Source organism: Tardiphaga sp. 619_E2_N8_4 (assembly GCF_051810905.1).
GTDB lineage: Bacteria > Pseudomonadota > Alphaproteobacteria > Rhizobiales > Xanthobacteraceae > Tardiphaga > Tardiphaga robiniae.
In genome coordinates, this window is record NZ_JBPWQJ010000001.1 from 4,748,077 (window position 1) to 4,765,066 (window position 16,990).

The 16,990-nt window shown below is 62.5% G+C and carries 15 protein-coding genes; all 15 read right to left on the reverse strand.

Going from position 1 to position 16,990, the window contains the following annotated elements; genetic code table 11:
- Window positions 1–24 precede the first annotated feature (24 nt).
- On the reverse strand, window positions 25–2,103 hold the full coding sequence (locus AB8A23_RS22875; protein ID WP_439058135.1) for an acetate--CoA ligase family protein: 2,079 nt from the start codon (window positions 2,101–2,103) through the stop codon (window positions 25–27).
- Entirely contained in the window at window positions 2,100–2,468 is a 369-nt protein-coding gene (locus AB8A23_RS22880; protein WP_439058134.1) for a Zn-ribbon domain-containing OB-fold protein, read from the reverse strand. The genes AB8A23_RS22875 and AB8A23_RS22880 overlap by 4 nt, the downstream gene beginning before the upstream one ends.
- Window positions 2,465–3,601: a thiolase family protein gene (locus AB8A23_RS22885; RefSeq protein ID WP_439058133.1), complete on the reverse strand. Its 1,137-nt coding sequence runs from the start codon at window positions 3,599–3,601 to the stop codon at window positions 2,465–2,467. The genes AB8A23_RS22880 and AB8A23_RS22885 overlap by 4 nt, the downstream gene beginning before the upstream one ends.
- A 166-nt stretch (window positions 3,602–3,767) precedes the next feature.
- Window positions 3,768–4,934, reverse strand: a complete 1,167-nt coding sequence (locus tag AB8A23_RS22890) for an acyl-CoA dehydrogenase family protein (protein WP_175367338.1) — start codon at window positions 4,932–4,934, stop codon at window positions 3,768–3,770.
- 3 nt (window positions 4,935–4,937) lie between these two features.
- Window positions 4,938–6,161 (reverse strand): CaiB/BaiF CoA transferase family protein, encoded by a 1,224-nt coding sequence (locus AB8A23_RS22895; RefSeq protein ID WP_439058132.1) that lies wholly within the window; start codon window positions 6,159–6,161, stop codon window positions 4,938–4,940.
- 144 nt (window positions 6,162–6,305) lie between these two features.
- Window positions 6,306–7,859 (reverse strand): AMP-binding protein, encoded by a 1,554-nt coding sequence (locus tag AB8A23_RS22900; RefSeq protein ID WP_439058131.1) that lies wholly within the window; start codon window positions 7,857–7,859, stop codon window positions 6,306–6,308.
- Window positions 7,860–7,888: 29 nt separating this feature from the next.
- Window positions 7,889–9,058 (reverse strand): acetyl-CoA acetyltransferase, encoded by a 1,170-nt coding sequence (locus AB8A23_RS22905; protein ID WP_184515811.1) that lies wholly within the window; start codon window positions 9,056–9,058, stop codon window positions 7,889–7,891.
- A gap of 49 nt (window positions 9,059–9,107) precedes the next feature.
- Complete coding sequence (gene eda, locus AB8A23_RS22910) at window positions 9,108–9,770, reverse strand: bifunctional 4-hydroxy-2-oxoglutarate aldolase/2-dehydro-3-deoxy-phosphogluconate aldolase (protein ID WP_439058130.1); 663 nt, start codon at window positions 9,768–9,770, stop codon at window positions 9,108–9,110.
- 13 nt (window positions 9,771–9,783) lie between these two features.
- Window positions 9,784–10,707, reverse strand: a complete 924-nt coding sequence (locus AB8A23_RS22915) for a sugar kinase (RefSeq protein WP_439058129.1) — start codon at window positions 10,705–10,707, stop codon at window positions 9,784–9,786.
- 7 nt (window positions 10,708–10,714) lie between these two features.
- The gene (gene denD / locus AB8A23_RS22920; RefSeq protein WP_439058128.1) at window positions 10,715–11,701 is read right to left on the reverse strand and encodes a D-erythronate dehydrogenase; all 987 of its coding nucleotides are present in this window, start codon (window positions 11,699–11,701) and stop codon (window positions 10,715–10,717) included.
- Window positions 11,702–11,865: 164 nt separating this feature from the next.
- Window positions 11,866–12,783, reverse strand: a complete 918-nt coding sequence (locus AB8A23_RS22925; RefSeq protein WP_089267203.1) for a carbohydrate ABC transporter permease — start codon at window positions 12,781–12,783, stop codon at window positions 11,866–11,868.
- On the reverse strand, window positions 12,776–13,735 hold the full coding sequence (locus tag AB8A23_RS22930) for a carbohydrate ABC transporter permease (protein WP_439058127.1): 960 nt from the start codon (window positions 13,733–13,735) through the stop codon (window positions 12,776–12,778). Before AB8A23_RS22930 ends, AB8A23_RS22925 begins: the two co-directional genes overlap by 8 nt.
- 70 nt (window positions 13,736–13,805) lie before the next feature.
- Window positions 13,806–14,219 carry a RidA family protein gene (locus tag AB8A23_RS22935; RefSeq protein ID WP_439058126.1) on the reverse strand — a complete coding sequence of 138 codons (414 nt, stop codon included), beginning with the start codon at window positions 14,217–14,219 and terminating at the stop codon, window positions 13,806–13,808.
- A 98-nt stretch (window positions 14,220–14,317) separates the two neighbouring features.
- Complete coding sequence (locus tag AB8A23_RS22940) at window positions 14,318–15,643, reverse strand: ABC transporter substrate-binding protein (protein ID WP_439058125.1); 1,326 nt, start codon at window positions 15,641–15,643, stop codon at window positions 14,318–14,320.
- Between the two features lie 73 nt (window positions 15,644–15,716).
- Complete coding sequence (locus AB8A23_RS22945) at window positions 15,717–16,784, reverse strand: ABC transporter ATP-binding protein (protein ID WP_439058124.1); 1,068 nt, start codon at window positions 16,782–16,784, stop codon at window positions 15,717–15,719.
- Window positions 16,785–16,990 lie beyond the last annotated feature (206 nt).

Sequence of the window (16,990 nt, forward strand, 5' to 3'; positions counted from 1 at the left end):
GGCTGGCCGATCTGTCCAGGCGCCCTACTCGCCCTTGAACACCGCGGCGTCCACCACGACGCAGCCGTTCGTATTCAACATCACCGGATTGAGGTCGATGCTCATCACCTTGGCGGACGTATCCGCCATCAACTCTCCGATCTTCACCATCGCATCGACCAGCGCATCCACATCCATCGGCGGCTCACCGCGGACGCCTTCGAACAGTGGCGCGATGCGCAGCTTCGCCAGCGCGCGCTTGGCATCGTCCCTGATGAAAGGCGGCAGCAACAGTGTGGTGTCCTTGAACACCTCGACATATTTGCCGCCGTCGCCAACCATGACCACCGGGCCGAAGACGGGATCACGATGCGCGCCGATCACGATCTCGCGGCGACCGCCGGTCATGGCGGCGACGATGACGCCGTCGAAGCGCGAACCCTGCTTACGGATGATCTCTTCCATCTCGGCATAGACCTCACCGACCGCCTCGCGCGAGGCGGCGACGAGCTTGACCAGTCCAAGTTCCGACTTGTGGGCGATGTCGGCCGAGCAGCCCTTCACCACCACTTTGCCGCCTATGGTATCGAATGCCGCCTCGGCTTCAGCGCGGGAATGCACGAGCCGATACGGCACCACCGGGATGCCGCGCGATGCCAGCAGAGCGAGGCTGTCGGCTTCATTCATCATCACGGTCTTGTCGGCCGAGATCAATGTGGACGACGGAACGCGCTTGCGCGCCTTCACGCGCGCCATCAGCTCATGATGCGACACATATTGATTCAGCGCGGTGACCGCCTCGACCTCGGTCGGGAATACCGAGACACCCTGCGCCTGGAACTCCTTGGCGACGCTGGGCTGCGTCGCCGCGACCACCAGCGGCTTGCCGGTCTGCTCAGCGAAAGCGGCACTGTCGCGCGCGAAGGCCGGGACGTCGTAGCCCGGGCCCGCCACGGGCACGCCAATGACAAAAGCATCGGCCGCAGGATCTTCGGCGATCACCGGCAGGATGTCGCCGAACAGCCGGCTGTTCGACAGCAGCGCCGCGGTGAGATCGATCGGGTTGGTCGTGGTGGCGAAGCTTGGCAGGATGCCCTTCAGCTTCTTGTCGGTCTCGGGTGCCAGCTTGGCCATCGGCATGCCTACGGTCGAAGCAGCATCCGCGGTCATCACGCAGACCGCGCCGGAATTGCTGATCGCGACCAGGCGACGGCCCTGCGGCTTCCAGCCCTTGAGATAAAGCTCGGTGGCCTCGACGAGGCCGCGCATATCCGGCGCGCGCCAGATGCCGTGATGTTCGAGGAAGGCGTCGACGACGCGGTCTTCATTGGCGAGCGCGCCGGTATGCGACTGCGCTGCCGCCTTGCCGGCATCGGTGCGGCCGGATTTCAGCGCGATAATCGGCAGGTTGCGATGGAGCGCGACTTCGGAGAGTTCTTCCAGATACTTCTTCTCCGGAATGCTCTCGAGATAGAGCAGCATCAGCTTCACTTCCGGATCTTCGGCCACCGCGATGGCAAGTTCGCCGACGGTGATGTCCGAGTCATTGCCGGTGGCGTGGCTGTGACGGACGCCGATGCCCCGCGGATTGAGGAAGCCGACCGGCACCGTGGACAGCGCGCCGCTCTGGCTGAGCATGGCGACATGGCCTTCAACGCGCTCGAATTCCATGAACATGGTGGAGAAGGACGCGATGACGCCGGTGCCGAAATTGGCGAGGCCCTGTGTATTCGGGCCAACGATGCGCATGCCGTGCTTATGCGCGATCTCGACCATGCGGCGCTCTTTCGCCTTGCCGGCGATCGCGTCGACTTCGCCAAAGCCCGAGGCCATCACCAGTGCGATCTTGACGCCGGCCTTGGCGCAATCCTCGACGGCGCCAATGGCATTGTCGCCGGCGATCGCGACAATCACCATTTCCGGCGCTTCCGGCAGATCGGCGAGGCTCTTGTAGCACTTCTCGCCCTGGATCTCGGTGCGCGACGGATTGATCGGGTAGATCTTGCCCTTGAAGCCGAACTTCTGGAGATAGTGGACCGGACGGCCGCCGACCTTGTTGGGATTTTCCGAGGCGCCGATGATGGCCACGGATTTCGGATCGAGGGCGAAGCGCAGACGGCTCATTGAGGAGTCTTTTCGAAGAACGGTACGAGGCGGCCGGTGAATCGCCGATAGCCGGCTTTTACCTTGTCGCCGATCACGAGATCGTTGGCGCCGTGGGACATCATGCGAAAGCCTTCGGCGGTGTCGATGAGCAGAATATTATAGGGCACATGCTCGCGCGCTTCCGGCGTCCCAGCGCGCAGTACGAGCGATGTCGCATAGACGGTGCCCTCGCCGCTTGCGATTTTGTCGTCGAGATCGGACGACCCGCAGGCGGCGCAAAAGCTGCGGCGGAAATACTGGATCGATTGGCAGGCACGGCAGGACTGATAGCCGATCGCTTCAGTGCCGGTGGTCCAGTCGGCAGCGGGTTTGAGCTCGCTCATGACACGCGCTCCAGGAACATGCTGACATGGGACGACAGCACACCGCCGTCACCGTGCAGCAGCGCGACGGAAGCATCCCTGACCTGACGGTTCTCGGCCCTGCCTGTCATCTGCAGATGTGTTTCGACGAGATGCGCCATGGCGCCACCGACGCCGCAATGGCCGTAGCTCAGAAGACCGCCGTGCGTGTTGAGCGGCATCGCGCCGTGCTGGCCGAAATGGCCGGCACGCACTTGCGCCGCTGCCTCGCCGCGGCTGGCGAGACCGAGATCTTCCAGCAGCATCGCCAGTGTGATGGTGAAGCTGTCATAGACCGCGGCATAGCGCACGTCGGAGATTTCGATGCCCGTCGCCCTCTTCGCGCGCGCGATGGCAATCTCGGCGCCGAGTTCGGACAGCGCCGGCGCGGCGGTGATGTGCTGGTGGGTATGCGCCTGCGCAGCGCCGCGCACGCGGATTTTCGTTGGGCTGGTCGGCTCATAGCTGACGACGAAGGCCGCGCCGCCATCGGACACCGGGCAGCAGTCGAGCAGCTTCAGCGGTGTCGCGATGGTCTTCGAGGCCATCACGTCGGCAACGTTGATCGGGTCGTGAAACTGCGCGCCGGGATGGGTCATCGCGTGCTGGCGCATCAGCACGGCGAATTCGGCAAGGTCTTCCTGCGTCACGCCGTATTCATGCATGTATCTGTTAGCAACGAGGCCGTAATAGGCCGGGATGGTCGGGCCGAGCGGCACTTCATAGGTGGGATGACCGACCTGCGCCAGCGCCTGGATCGAGGCGTCGCGGCTCTGGCCGGTCAGCCGGTTCTCGCCGCCAACCACGAGCACATGTTTGGCCACGCCGCCCTCGACCAGCTGATGCGCCAGCATCGCCATCGCCATGCCGGTGGCGCCGCCGACCTGGATCGCATGGGCATAGGATGGCGTGATGCCGAAGTGCTCGGCGAACACGGTGGCCAGCATGATGTGCGGCATGGTGGTGGAATAGCCGCACAGGAAGCCATCGATGTCGCCACGCTTGAGGCCGGTATCGGCCAGCGCCAGCTCGGCGGCGCGGCTCATCAGGTCGATGGTCGATGAGCCCTCGTGCTTGCCGTAAGGGAGAAGACCGACGCCGGTGATGTAGCTCATGCGTCGCTCCAAACTCGATTGTCGTCCCCGCGGAGGCGGGGACCCATAGCCTCGGGAAGCGAAGTTAGAACGCGGCCGCAACCACAGCGCCTCACTACAAACTCGGAGGTTATGGGTCCCCGCCTTCGCGGGGACGACATGCTGAGCGTGTTGGCGCGATCACGCATCAATACGACTTCGGCAAACCGAGCGCCTTCTCGGCGATGAAGCTCAGGATCAGCTCGCGGCTGATCGGGGCGATACGCGGGATCAGTGACTCCCTGAGATAACGCTCGACGTGATATTCCTTGGCATAACCGAAACCGCCATGGGTCATCACCGCCTGCTCGCAGGCGTGATAGCCGGCTTCGCCCGCGAGATACTTCGCCGAATTCGCGGCAGGGCCACAGGGCAGTCCCTGGTCATATTGCCAGCCGGCCGACAGCACCATCAACCAGGCGGCTTCGAGCTCCATCCAGTTCTTCGCCAGGGGATGCTGGATCGCCTGGTTCTGGCCGATCGGGCGGTTGAACACGTTGCGCACCTTGGCGTAATCGGCCGCCTTCCTCAGTGCAGCCTTGCCGAGACCGACGGCTTCCGCGGCGATCAGGATGCGCTCGGGGTTCATGCCGTGCAGGATATATTCGAAGCCGTGCCCCTCTTCGCCGATGCGATCCTCGACCGGAATTTCAAAATCGGCAATGAACAGCTCGTTGGAGTCGACGGCCTTGCGGCCGAGCTTCTCAATCTCGTGCACGGCGATCTTGGAGCGATCGAGATCCGTGTAGAACAGACTGAGGCCGTGGGTCGGGCTCTTGACGTCTTCCAGCGGCGTGGTGCGCGCCAGCAACAGGATCTTCTCGGCGACCTGTGCGGTGGAGATCCAGACCTTCTGGCCATTGACGATGTAGCGATCGCCCTTGCGCACGGCACGGGTCTTGAGCTGCGTGGTGTTGAGACCGGTATTGGGCTCGGTCACCGCGAAGCAGGATTTCTCGGTGCCGTCCACGATGGGCGGCAGCATGCGCGCGCACTGTTCGGGCGTGCCAAACACCACCACCGGATTGAGGCCGAACACATTCATATGCACGGCAGACGCACCCGACATGCCGGCGCCGGATTCCGAAATCGCCCGCATCATGATCGCGGCCTCGGTGATCCCCAATCCCGAGCCGCCATATTCCTCGGGTATACAGATGCCGAGCCAGCCGGCATCGGCCATCGCCTTGTGGAAGTCGATGGGGAAACCGCCCTCCTTGTCCTTCTTCAGCCAGTAGGCATCGTCGAAGCGCGCGCAGATCTTCTCGATGGCGTCGCGGATGGATTCCTGGTTGGCGTCGAGGGCGAAATCCATGCGTTACAGCTCCGACGTATCTGGGATAGCGGCCTGTCGGAGCACGCCATCCTTGTGCATTTTCTCGATCTGCTCGGCCGTATAGCCGACCTCGGCCAGCACCTCGGCATTCTGTTCGCCGAGATGCGAGGCAAGGCGCGTCGGATTGACCGGGGTCTTCGACCAGGTCGCCGACACCTTCATGCTGCGGATCGCGCCTTCGGTCGGATGCTCGACCTGCTGGAAGAAGTCGGTCGCCAGCATATGCGGGTCCTGCATCATACTTTCGAGCGTGTGCATCGGGGTCGACGGCACGTCGGCGTCATCGAGCAGCTTGGCCCATTCCGCCGTCGTCCTGGTTTTGAAGATGCGCGACAGTTCGGCATTCACCGTGTCGATATGCTGGATGCGCTGCGGGAAGGTCGCGAAGCGCGGATCGTCGAACAGCTCTTCGCGGCCGACATGCTTGAGGAAGCTCTTCCACTGCTTGTCGTTATACACCATCGCGCAGATATAGCCGTCCGAGGTCTGGTACGGCCGGCGATCCGGCGACAGGTGTCGGCCGTAACCGCCCTTGTCGAGCGGCGGATCGTAAGTGAGGCCGCCCATGTGGTCGCCCATCATGAAGCTCGCCATGGTTTCGAACATCGGGATGTCGACGCGCTGGCCCTCGCCGGTCTTGTCGCGATGCACGACGCTGGCAAGGATGGCGCCAAGCGCGGTGAGCCCGACGATGCGATCGACCAGCGCATTGGGCACATAGCGCGGCACACCGTCGCTGCTGATGCGCGCATTCAATGCGGGCAGCGCGGTGGCCCCCTGGATCAGGTCGTCGTAAGCGGGCTTGGCGGCATAGGGGCCGGCCTGGCTGAAGCCGAACACGCCCGCATAGATCAGCCGCGGATTGATCTTGGCCATGACGTCATAGCCGAGATTGAGCCGCGCCATTGCCGCCGGGCGGACATTGTAGACCAGCACGTCGGCGGTCTCGACCAGCTTGAGCAGCGCCGCGCGGCCCTCTTCCTTCTTGAGGTCGATACAGACGCAGCGCTTGCTGCGATTGGTATTCAGGAAAATCGGCCCCATGCCGGGATTGCGCATCGGCCCGATTGACCGAACCACGTCGCCATCGGGAGACTCCACCTTGATCACATCGGCGCCGTAGTCACCCAGCGTCTGGGTGCAATAAGGCCCCATCATCACCGAAGTCATATCGATGATCCTGATCCCGTGAAGTGGTCCCGTCAAAGTCGTTTGCTCCCGAAAAACGTGGTCAGACGCTGATCCGCGCCGCTATTGCCTTCGTCTTAGCGGGAGCGGCTTTACGGACGCAAGGGCGCCAGACGCGGGGCCGCATGCGTGGGATGCCGGTACGCGTCAAAGTGGTAACGACTAGCCGGCCCCCGCTGACGCCGAAGCGCGCATCATCTCCCGCAGCTCGGTCTTGAGCACCTTGCCGTAATTGTTCTTCGGCAGCGCATCCAGATAGACGTAGCGCTTGGGGCGCTTGAAGCGGGCGATATTGGCGAGGCAATGCGCGTCGAGCGCAGCATCGTCGGTCGCCGCGCCGGGCTCCAGCACCACACAGGCGACCACGACCTCGCCCCAGTCCGGCTCGGGCACGCCAATCGCCGACACTTCCCGCACGGCGGGATGCGTCAGCAGCGCCTCCTCGACCTCGCGCGGATAGATATTGGTACCGCCGGAAATGATGACGTCCTTGGAGCGGTCGGACAGCGTGAGAAAGCCATCTTCGTCGAGCCGCCCGACATCGCCGGTGCGGAGCCAGCCGTGTTTCAGCGTCTCGGCGTTGGCCTTGTCATTGTTCCAGTAGCCGAGCATCACCGCCGGCCCCTTGGCCTCGACCTCGCCGGTCTCGCCCACCGGCAAAGGCTTGCCATCGGCATCGGTAATCCGCACCGACATCACGCTCTGCGCCGGGCCGACCGAAGCGAGGCGTTCGAGATAGCGCGGGTGTTCGCTATCGGCGTGGAAGGCGCGCGGCAGCGAAGTGATCGTCATCGGCGATTCACCCTGGCCGTAGATCTGCACGAAGCGTTGCCCCATGGTGGCAATGGCGTCGCGGATGTCGGCCAGATACATCGGCCCGCCGCCATAGACGATGGTACGGATGCCCTCGCCGCTCTCGCCACGCTTCTTCGCCGCATCGACCAGACGGCGCACCATGGTGGGTGCTGCAAACATCGCGACATCGCCGAGTTGCTTGCCGAGATCGAGCACTTCGTCCGGCTCGAAGCCCTGACTCTCCGGCACGACGTGGCGCGCGGCCATGCGGACATGGATAAAATTATAGAGCCCAGCGCCATGTGAGATCGGCGCGGCATAGAGGATAGCGTCCTTTTGGTGGACCTGATCGACATCGGCGAGATAGCACATGGACATGGCCACCAGATTGCCATGGCTGAGCATCACGCCTTTCGGACGGCCCGTGGTGCCGGAGGTGTAGAACAGCCAGGCGAGGTCGTTGTCGTCGCGAGACAGCGGCACCGCGGAGACCGGTTCGCCATGCTGCAATTCGTGAAACGTCTCGCTGTCGATGGACAGCATCTGCATGCCGGTCGGCAGGTCTTCCTCGACCTGAACGAGCGCGCCACGGCTGTCGTCGTCGACAAAGGCCAGCCTCGCGCCGGCATTGTCGCAGATCCACGCGGCCTCGCGGCCATGCAGCTTGGCATTGATGGGGATCACGACAGCGCCGATCCACCACACCGCATACATGCATTCGAGATATTGCGTGGCGTTCGACATGAACAGTGCGACGCGGTCGCCGGGCTGAATACCGTAATCGCGCACGAGGCCGGCGCCAATGGCAGCGGCGCGGCGCGCGAATGTGGCGTAGTCAGCCTGGACTGTGGTGCCGGTCAGCAGCGCCGGAGCCTGCGGGTGCAGACGCGCCGACGATGCCAGCCATTGTGCGACATTCATTGTACGATCTTCTTGGCGTCGCCCGCGCGCTACTTCGCGGGCTCGAGGATCGAGACGTAGTTCGCCACTGCGGCGCCGCCCATATTGAAGATGCCTGCGAGTTTTGCATTTTTGATCTGCATGCCCTCGGGCGCCTGACCCAGCAATTGCATCGCGCTCAGCACATGCATGGATACACCGGTGGCGCCGATCGGATGGCCTTTCGCCTTGAGGCCTCCGGACGGATTGATCGGCAGCTTGCCGTCCTTCTGGGTCCAGCCTTCCTTGATGGCGCGCGCACCCTGCCCGCGCGGCGTCAGGCCCATGGCTTCATATTCGATCAGTTCGGCGACGGTGAAGCAGTCATGGGTCTCAACGAAAGAGAGATCGCCGATCTCGACGCCGGCGGTCTTCAGCGCCTTCTGCCACGCCACGGTGCAGCCCTCGAATTGAAGGATGTCGCGCTTCGACATTGGCAGGAAATCCTGCGCATGGCCGGTGGCCTTGATGTTGACCGCCTTGCCCATGGTCTTGGCGGTCTCGGAATCCGTTAGCACCAATGCCGCGGCGCCGTCGGATACCAGCGAGCAGTCGGTGCGCTTCAAGGGCCCGGCGACGAACGGGTTCTTGTCGCTCTCGGAGCGACAGAATTCGAAGCCGACATCCTTGCGCATCTGCGCATAGGGATTGTGGACACCGTTGGCGTGGTTCTTGGCGGCAATCATGGCCAGCGCATCGGACTGGTCGCCGTATTTCTGGAAGTATTTTTGCGCGATCCCGCCGAACACGCCGGCGAAGCCTGCGGGCGTCTCGCCGTCTTCCGGCAAGTAAGAAGCACGCAGCAGGTTCTTGCCGATTTCAGGTCCGGGCGTGCGGGTCATCTGCTCGACACCGACGACGAGCACGATCTTGGCAGCGCCGGCCGCGATCGACTTGATGCCCTGATGCACGGCGGCCGAACCGGTGGCGCAAGCATTCTCGACGCGCGTGGCGGGCTTGAAGCGCAGTGCCGGATCGGCCTGCAGCACCAGCGACGCGGTAAAGTCCTGCGGCGAGAAGCCGGCGTTGAAATGACCGAGCACGATTTCATCGACATCGGCGGCGGAGATGCCCGCATCGGCCATGGCTTCGGTCGCGACGCGAACCACCATGCTCTCGACGGTCTCGGCGTCGAATTTTCCGAAAGGCATATGCGCCCAACCAACGATGCTGGCAGTCATGGTCGTCTCCCTGATCGATTTCAAATATTGCGCCCGTTATAGCCCGGCTTCATGGCGCTTGCAGGATTTTCATGGTCCGCGCGCACATGGCCGTTATGCCTGCCCAGTCGCCGGAACGCGCCATCGACGACGGACAGATCCAGGACCCGCCGACCGCCAGAACCATCGGCTCGCTGAGCCAGCTCGCCGCATTGGCCTCGCCGACCCCGCCTGTAGGGCAGAATTTCACGTCAGGAAATGGCCCGCTCCATGCCCGTAGCATCGCGATGCCACCGGTCTGCTCGGCGGGAAAAAATTTGAGGGTGTCGAAACCGCGCTCGCGCGCTTGCATCAGTTCCGAGGCGGTGGCGACGCCCGGCAAGAACGGCAGATCGCTGGACGCTGCGATGTCCAGCAATTCGCGCGTCGCGCCGGGACTGACCGTGAAGCGCGCGCCGATGGCGTAGGCCTTCTGGAAATCCGCCGGCGTGAGCACCGTGCCGATGCCGACAATAGCCTCCGGCACTTCGGCGATCACGGCCTTCGCCGCCTCCACCGCGGCATCGGTGCGCAAGGTGATCTCCAGCGTGCGGATACCGCCGGCAACCAGCGCCCGCGCAAGCGGTACGGCGTCGGCGACGCGTTCGATCGTGAGCACAGGAACGACGAACGCTGCCTTCAGCAGTTTTCGCAGATGATCCTGACGCTGACCGATATCGAGAGGCTTGTTCATGCGGATGGTCCTCTCATGAGGGTGTGTCGAACACGATCATATCGGGCATCGCCGCGCGCGGGATGATCGCACCGGGATGGCAGACGACAGTGCCGGCGAGATAGTGACCTGCCTGTGCGGCGGCGACAGGCTGAGCGCCGCTCAGACGTGCGTGCAGATAGGCAGCAGCGAAACTGTCGCCGGCCGCGGTGGTATCGACCACCGGCTGGGTCACCGGCTCGGCCTCGACACGCTGCGGCTGGCCGTGATGCCGTATGATGCTCGCGGGGCTATCGAGCTTGAGCACCACTTCATCTGCTTCAATACGCGACAGCAGCTTGTCCTCGGCCTCGCCGGGATAGAGCGGCAACAAGTCCTCGACCGAGGCGAGCACGATGTCGGAGACCGCAAAAGCATCCTGAAACGCGGCGCGCGCCAGATCGAGATCGGGCCAGCCCCTCGCGCGGAAATTGGTATCGAAGGCGACGCGGACGCCTGCACCGCGCGCTTGTTGAAGCGCTGCAATCAGGCGATCACGGCCCTCCACGTCGAACAGCGACAGTGTGATGGCCGAGAGATAGATCAGATCGTAGTCCGCGAGCGTCGCCAGCAGCGCATCGGTTTCCGGCAGGCTCATCAGGCCCCGCACCGCCGAGGCGTCGCGCCAATGATAGAAGCGGCGCTCACCCGCCTCGTTGGTCTCGATCATATAGAGGCCGGGCAGTTTGCCCTTGAGGCGTATCACCCGCTCAGTGCCGATGCCCTCGGCCTGCCAGCCGGCAATCATCTCGTCGCTGAGCGGATCGTCACCGAGCGCGGTGATGTAATCGACCTCCGCGCCAAGCCGGGCGAGATAGACTGCCGTGTTCAGCGTGTCGCCGCCAAAGGACCGCGTCAGGTGCCCACCCGGCATCTGACGCAGCTCGATCATGCATTCGCCGATGCTGGCGATCCGCATGGTGGCCTCAATCGACGAACTTGCCGCCGAGTTCATCCTCGATATGGATGCGGATGATGTCGTCGAAGGTTTTCTCGGCCGTGGTGAAGCCGAGCTTCAGCGCGCGCGCGGTGTCAAAATCGCGCGGCCAGCCCGACACGATGCCAGTGATGACCGGATCGGTCTCGCGCTTAATGCGCCCGACGACGTTCTTGCCGGCCACGCGCTCAAGCGCGGCGAGCTGCTCGCCGACGGTCACCGACATGCCGGGCATGCTGAGATTACGCCGCGGGCCCATCGCCTGAAGATCCATCGTGCCGGCGTGAATGAGGAAGCCCACGGCAGAGCGCGGCGACGCGTGCCAGTGGCGGACCTCCTCGGACACCGGCAGGATGGCTTCCTTGCCGGCCAGCGGCTCGCGGATGATGTTGGAGAAGAAACCGGAGGCGGCCTTGTTCGGTGCGCCCGGACGGACGCAGATCGTCGGCAGGCGGATGCCGATGCCGTCCAGGAAGCCCTTGCGGGTGTAGTCGGCGATCAGCATTTCGCAGATCGACTTTTGCGTGCCGTAAGAGGTCAGCGGCGTGTGAATGAATTCGTCGCCGATCTTGTCGGGGAACGGCGCACCGAACACTGCGATGGACGAGGTGAAGACCAGCCGCGGCTTGTAACCGCCGCCGATGGCGCGAATAGCGTCGATCAGGTAGCGGGTGCCATCGAGATTGATGCGATACCCCTTGTCGAAATCGGCCTCCGCCTCCCCCGACACGATGGCGGCGAGATGGAAGATCACTTCCGGCTTGTGGGCGACCAGCGGCGCAGCCGTCTTGGGGTCGGCGAAGTCCGACGTCACCAGTTCGATCGGGATCGATGCGCCTGCAGGCTTTGCCGGCGCGACTACGTCCTGCAGCGTCATGCGGGTGATGTCGCGATTGCCGAGACGGCCGTCGCGAACCAGTTTCTCTGTGAGCTTGCGGCCAACCATGCCGGCGGCGCCGAGGATGAGGATGTGCAAGGGAAAACTCCTTCTTGTTGTTCTTGGGTTCAACTCTGGCCCTCATGGTGAGGAGGCGCCTCTTTGGCGCCGTCTCGAACCATGAATGAGACTACGGCCATCCTTCGAGACGCGGTCGAAGACGACCGCTCCTCAGGATGAGGGCGGTACATTGGGTAAGCCGCCTACTCCTTCACCGCGCCTGTCATCGCCGACACGTAATGCTCGACGAAGAACGCATACAGGATCACCAGCGGCAATGACCCGACCAACGCGCCGGCCATCAGCGAACCCCATTTATAGATGTCGCCGTCGACGAATTCGTTGACGATGGCCACCGGCACGGTCTTGTTCTGGGTCGATTGCAGGAAGGTCAGCGCATAGATGAACTCGTTCCAACACAGCGTGAACGAGAAGATGAAGGCCGAGATCAGGCCGGGCACCGCGAGCGGGATGATGATCTTGACCAGGATCTGCCAGCGCGAGGCGCCGTCGATCAGCGCGCACTCTTCGAGCTCGAACGGGATGGTCTTGAAATAGCCCATCAGGAGCCAAGTCGAGAACGGGATGAGCAGTGTCGGATAGACCAGGATCAGCGACAGCGGCGAGTCGAACAGGCCGTAGGCCTGGATGACCGACGCCAGCGGGATGAACAGGATCGAGGGCGGCACGAGATAGGCCATGAAGATCAACGCGCCGACCGTCTCGGCACCGCGAAAGCGGAGCCGCACGATCGCATAGGCGGCGAGCACACTGGCGACGATCGACAGAAATGTCGAAGCCGCTGCCACATACATCGTGTTCCAGAGCCACTGCGGATAGTTGGTTTCGAACAGCAGCTTTTGAATGTGCTTGAAGGTCGGCTTGATCACCCAGAACGGATTGAACCGCTCCATGTCGATCAATTGCTCGTCGGGTTTGATCGAGGTCAGCGCCATCCAGTAGAACGGGAACAGCAAGATCACCACGATGATGAACAGCGGGATGTAGAGCGTGACGATGCGCCTCGGCAGCGACTCCAGATAGGCCATGCCCTCGCTGTGATCGTCTTTCTCGACGGTCGGCGCGACGGCTGTGCGGTGATCGACGGCGTGATCAGTCATTGTCAGTGCCTTGCTGCCACTTGCGGCGTTGCATGCCGAACCAGGAAATGGCGATGGCTGCCAGTAGGAACGGGATCATGGCGGTGGCGATGGCTGCGCCCTCGCCGAGCCGACCCGAAAGAATGCCGCGCTGATAGCTCAGCGTCGCCATCAGATGCGTCGCATTCACTGGGCCGCCGCGGGTCAGCGCCCAGATCAGCTGGAAGTCAGTAAACGTAAACAGCACCGAGAAGGTCATCACGACTGCGATGATTGGTGTCAGCAGCGGATAGGTGATGAACCGGAACCGCTGCCACGACGTGGCACCATCCAGCGTCGCCGCTTCATAGAGCGACGGTGACACCGTCTGCAGGCCCGCCAGCAACGTAATCGCCACGAACGGCACACCGCGCCAGATATTGGCGAAGATCACGCTCCCTCGTGCCCAGTTGCTGTCGCCCAAGAAATTAATGTTGTGGTCGATCAGGCCCATTTTGATCAGCGACCACGAGATGATCGAAAACTGCGAGTCGTAGATCCACCAGAACGCGATGGCCGAGAGCACCGTCGGCACGATGAACGGGATCAGCACCGCGGCGCGGATCAGCGCCTTGAACGGCATATGCCGGTTCAAGAGCAGTGCCAGATAGAGGCCGACGGCGAATTTGATGGCCGAGGCGACGATCGTATAGAGCAGCGTGTTGAACACCGAGAGCCAGAAGATGGAATCGTCACGCAGCCATTCATAGTTCTCGAGGCCGACAAACACGCCGCCGCGGCCGATGCGATCATCGGTGAAGCTCATCCAGACGCCGAGGAACAGCGGGTAAGCGAGGAACAGCAGCAGGAATGCCGCGGCCGGCAGCATGAACCACAGTGCGAGCCAGTTGCGGTTGATCCGCAGCCGGTCCCAGGCCGAGGATCTGGGGATCACTTTCCCTGCCCCCGGCATCGATGTCTGGATCGTGGTCATTGCAAGATAGCTCCAGTCGGATGTCGGCTTCGGTCTGATGTCGTGCAGTCAGTCATGCATCACTATCCGGTTACGGCAGGATCGCTTCGCCCTCGATCTCGACACGTGCGTGCGGATCGATCAGGGCGGAAACCTGAACCAGTGTCATTGCTGGAAAATGCTTGCCGAGTGTAGCGCTCCAGGCTTCGCCAATGGCGGCGCCGGACGTCTTGAATGCGTTGATGTCGGTCACATAAGCGCGCAACATCACGATTTGCTTGGGTTCGCCGCCCGCTGCCTTCAGCACGGTGACGAGATTCTCCATTGCGTAGCGCCACTGCGTGCCGAAGTCGGATTCCGCGGCAACTTCGCCCTGCCCGTTTTGCTTGCCGAGTTGACCGGAGATGCGGACGCTCCGCGTGCCGCCGGCCACCACCGCATGCGCAAAACCGCGCGGCCGCGTCCAGCCTTCCGGGAGAACAGTCTTGTAGTCGATCTCTGGCATTCCCATTCCCATCGTTCAGGCAGCCTTTTGTGAAACGAAATTCACGGCTGCTCCGGAGAGTTGCCGGCGCGGGTCGCTCCGCGCCGACAAGGTCGTCCTCAGGCGCGGAAGATGCGCTTCGCCGCGCGCTCGGCAGACGACATCGCGGTCTTCACGTCCTCGCGGCCCGTGCAGTAATTGGCGTACATGTCGACGACCACGAAGTCGGCGATCGCCGCCGCCGCATTCTCGCTCATCTGCGCTTCGCCCGCCGGAGTCGTTGCCGTCGAAGCCACGTCGCGATATGGCGTGTTCTTCGGATCGGCGGTCCAGATCGGGTTCTTCTCGAAAGCAAGCTGGAACGGCGACAGGTAGCCCTGGGCTGACTCGACCCACGGATTGAATTGCTCGGGCTCCATCATGAAGGCGGTGAACGCCTTGCAGGCCTGCGGGAACTTGGTGAAGGAGAAGATCAGGATCGGGAAGCCGAGATGGAGCTCACGCCGCTTGCCGTCCAGACCGACGGGCAAATGCGCGTGGTTCATGTCTTCGGCAATCGCCGGGGCTTCCTTCTTCGCGGTCACATAGACCGAGATGCCGTTGGTGGTCAGATGCAGCTGGCCGGCCAGGAATGCCTTGTTGTTCGACGAGTCGTTCCAGGATGCGGTGCCGGGAATGAAGTTATCGTAGAGCGACTTAACGTATTCCAGTGACTTCGCGGTCTCCGGAGAATTGATCGTGACCTTGTTGTCCTTGTCGATCAGCTTGCCGCCATGGGCCCACAGCGCCCAGTGCACCCAGCCATTGGCATCGCCCGAAGCGTGGCCCAGCGCCATGCCGCCCGGGGTGCCGTTCTTGTTCATGCCCTTGAACAGATCCTGGAAGCCACCGAGATCGTTCGGGAACGTCTTGTGGCCGGCCTTTTCAGCGGCGGCGACGCGATAATTCACCAGACCGCCGGTCGCAGCGACCGGAACGCCGATCCACTTGCCGTTATGCATGCCGTACTGCTTGCCGGACTCGGCCCAGCCGCCGTTCTTCTTGCCGAGATAGTCGGCGACGTCGGAGACGTCCATGCACTTCGTCGGGAACAGGAACGGCAGGGAGTACAGGCCCCAGACCATGTCGAGGCCCTGCCCGGTATTCGCCGCGACCGAAGCCTTTGGCTGAATGTCGTCATAGGATTCGTTGGAGACGGTGATGGTGACGCCGGTCGCCTTCTGGAAGGCGTCGACGATCTTCATGAAGGCGACGTCTTCGGCTTCGACGAAGCGCTTCCAGCGCAGCAGGTTGATCTTGGCGCCAGCTTCCGGCTTCCACTGTGAGGCCTGCGCCCAGGCTTTTGCGTAGCCCAGCAATTGATCCGCGGACATGGTCGCCGCAGCAGCAAGCGTGATCACGCCGCCCTTGAGCAGAGATCGGCGATCCGGTGTAAATCCAGTCATCTTTCGTCTTCTCCCTGTAATATTGGTTCGTTGATCGACCAATGTTTTGAAATTGATTCGGTGCAACAGCGCGTCAGTTGACGCGCTTGCCGGTCTCCTTGTCGAACAGATGCGCCGAATTCGCGCGCGGCCTGAGATGAATCTTGTCGCCCGGCGCGACCGGACGTCGATCACGGAAGATCGCGATGATGTCCTGGGTGCCGATACGTGCGACGACCTGAGTCTCCGACCCCATCGGCTCGACCACCACGACCTCGGCCTCGATGCCGTCATCGGCGAATTCCAGATGCTCGGGACGAATGCCGTAAGTGACAGCCTTGTCGTTCCCTGCCGCAGGCGCTGCCGTAATCGGCAGCTTCGCGCCATTGGCAGTTTCCACCCAAGGCTGGCCGCCGTTCACCTTCAGCGTGCCTTCGAGGAAATTCATCGCCGGCGATCCGATGAAGCCCGCAACGAACTTGTTCTCGGGACGATCATAGAGCTCCAATGGTGCGCCCATCTGTTCGACGATGCCGTCCTGCATCACCACGATCTTGTCGGCCATGGTCATGGCCTCAATCTGGTCATGCGTCACATAGACCGTCGTCGTCTTCAGGCGCTGATGCAGTTCCTTGATCTCGGCGCGCATGGCGACGCGCAGCTTGGCATCGAGATTCGACAGCGGCTCGTCGAACAAAAACACCTGCGGGTCACGCACAATGGCGCGGCCCATGGCCACGCGCTGGCGCTGACCACCCGACAACTGCCGGGGGAAACGCTCAAGCAATCGCCTCAAATCGAGAATATCGGCGGCGCGACTGACCTTCTGATCGATCTCGCTTTTGTCGGCGCCGCGCAGCTTGAGCGAAAAGCCCATATTCTGTGCAACCGTCATATGCGGATACAGCGCGTAATTCTGGAACACCATGGCGATGTCGCGCTCTTTCGGCTGAACATCATTGACCACGCGATCGCCGATCGAAATCGTTCCGGACGTGATCTTCTCCAGGCCGGCCAACATGCGCAGCAATGTGGATTTTCCGCAGCCGGATGGCCCAACCAAAACCACGAATTGGCCATCCTCGATGGGGACCGACACGCCGTGGAGAACCTCAAAACCGCCAAAAGACTTACGAACGTCGTGAATCTGCACGGACGCCATACATTTCCCTCCCAAATGTCCCATTTTAGAGACGGCGTCCTCCGATTGCCGGAGCCGCCTGTTCTTACTTGTCTGACATCCTACCAGATTTTCTGGCGGCGTGTCGTTGGATCATAGTCGTAGAAAAACTTCGCAGATGCAAACGTTGCGAAGCAGCCGGTGGCGTGCAAACATTCGTGACCAATCAAAAGAGACGACGCACCAGA

Coding starts and splice junctions, on each gene's coding strand:
- AB8A23_RS22900 (WP_439058131.1), bottom strand. CDS start 7,859: ATGAATGTCGCACAATGGCTGGCATCGTCGGCGCGTCTGCACCCGCAG.
- eda (WP_439058130.1), bottom strand. CDS start 9,770: ATGAACAAGCCTCTCGATATCGGTCAGCGTCAGGATCATCTGCGAAAA.
- AB8A23_RS22875 (WP_439058135.1), bottom strand. CDS start 2,103: ATGAGCCGTCTGCGCTTCGCCCTCGATCCGAAATCCGTGGCCATCATC.
- AB8A23_RS22885 (WP_439058133.1), bottom strand. CDS start 3,601: ATGAGCTACATCACCGGCGTCGGTCTTCTCCCTTACGGCAAGCACGAG.
- AB8A23_RS22925 (WP_089267203.1), bottom strand. CDS start 12,783: ATGACTGATCACGCCGTCGATCACCGCACAGCCGTCGCGCCGACCGTC.
- AB8A23_RS22890 (WP_175367338.1), bottom strand. CDS start 4,934: ATGGATTTCGCCCTCGACGCCAACCAGGAATCCATCCGCGACGCCATC.
- AB8A23_RS22930 (WP_439058127.1), bottom strand. CDS start 13,735: ATGACCACGATCCAGACATCGATGCCGGGGGCAGGGAAAGTGATCCCC.
- AB8A23_RS22935 (WP_439058126.1), bottom strand. CDS start 14,219: ATGCCAGAGATCGACTACAAGACTGTTCTCCCGGAAGGCTGGACGCGG.
- AB8A23_RS22915 (WP_439058129.1), bottom strand. CDS start 10,707: ATGCGGATCGCCAGCATCGGCGAATGCATGATCGAGCTGCGTCAGATG.
- AB8A23_RS22940 (WP_439058125.1), bottom strand. CDS start 15,643: ATGACTGGATTTACACCGGATCGCCGATCTCTGCTCAAGGGCGGCGTG.
- AB8A23_RS22880 (WP_439058134.1), bottom strand. CDS start 2,468: ATGAGCGAGCTCAAACCCGCTGCCGACTGGACCACCGGCACTGAAGCG.
- AB8A23_RS22945 (WP_439058124.1), bottom strand. CDS start 16,784: ATGGCGTCCGTGCAGATTCACGACGTTCGTAAGTCTTTTGGCGGTTTT.
- AB8A23_RS22905 (WP_184515811.1), bottom strand. CDS start 9,058: ATGACTGCCAGCATCGTTGGTTGGGCGCATATGCCTTTCGGAAAATTC.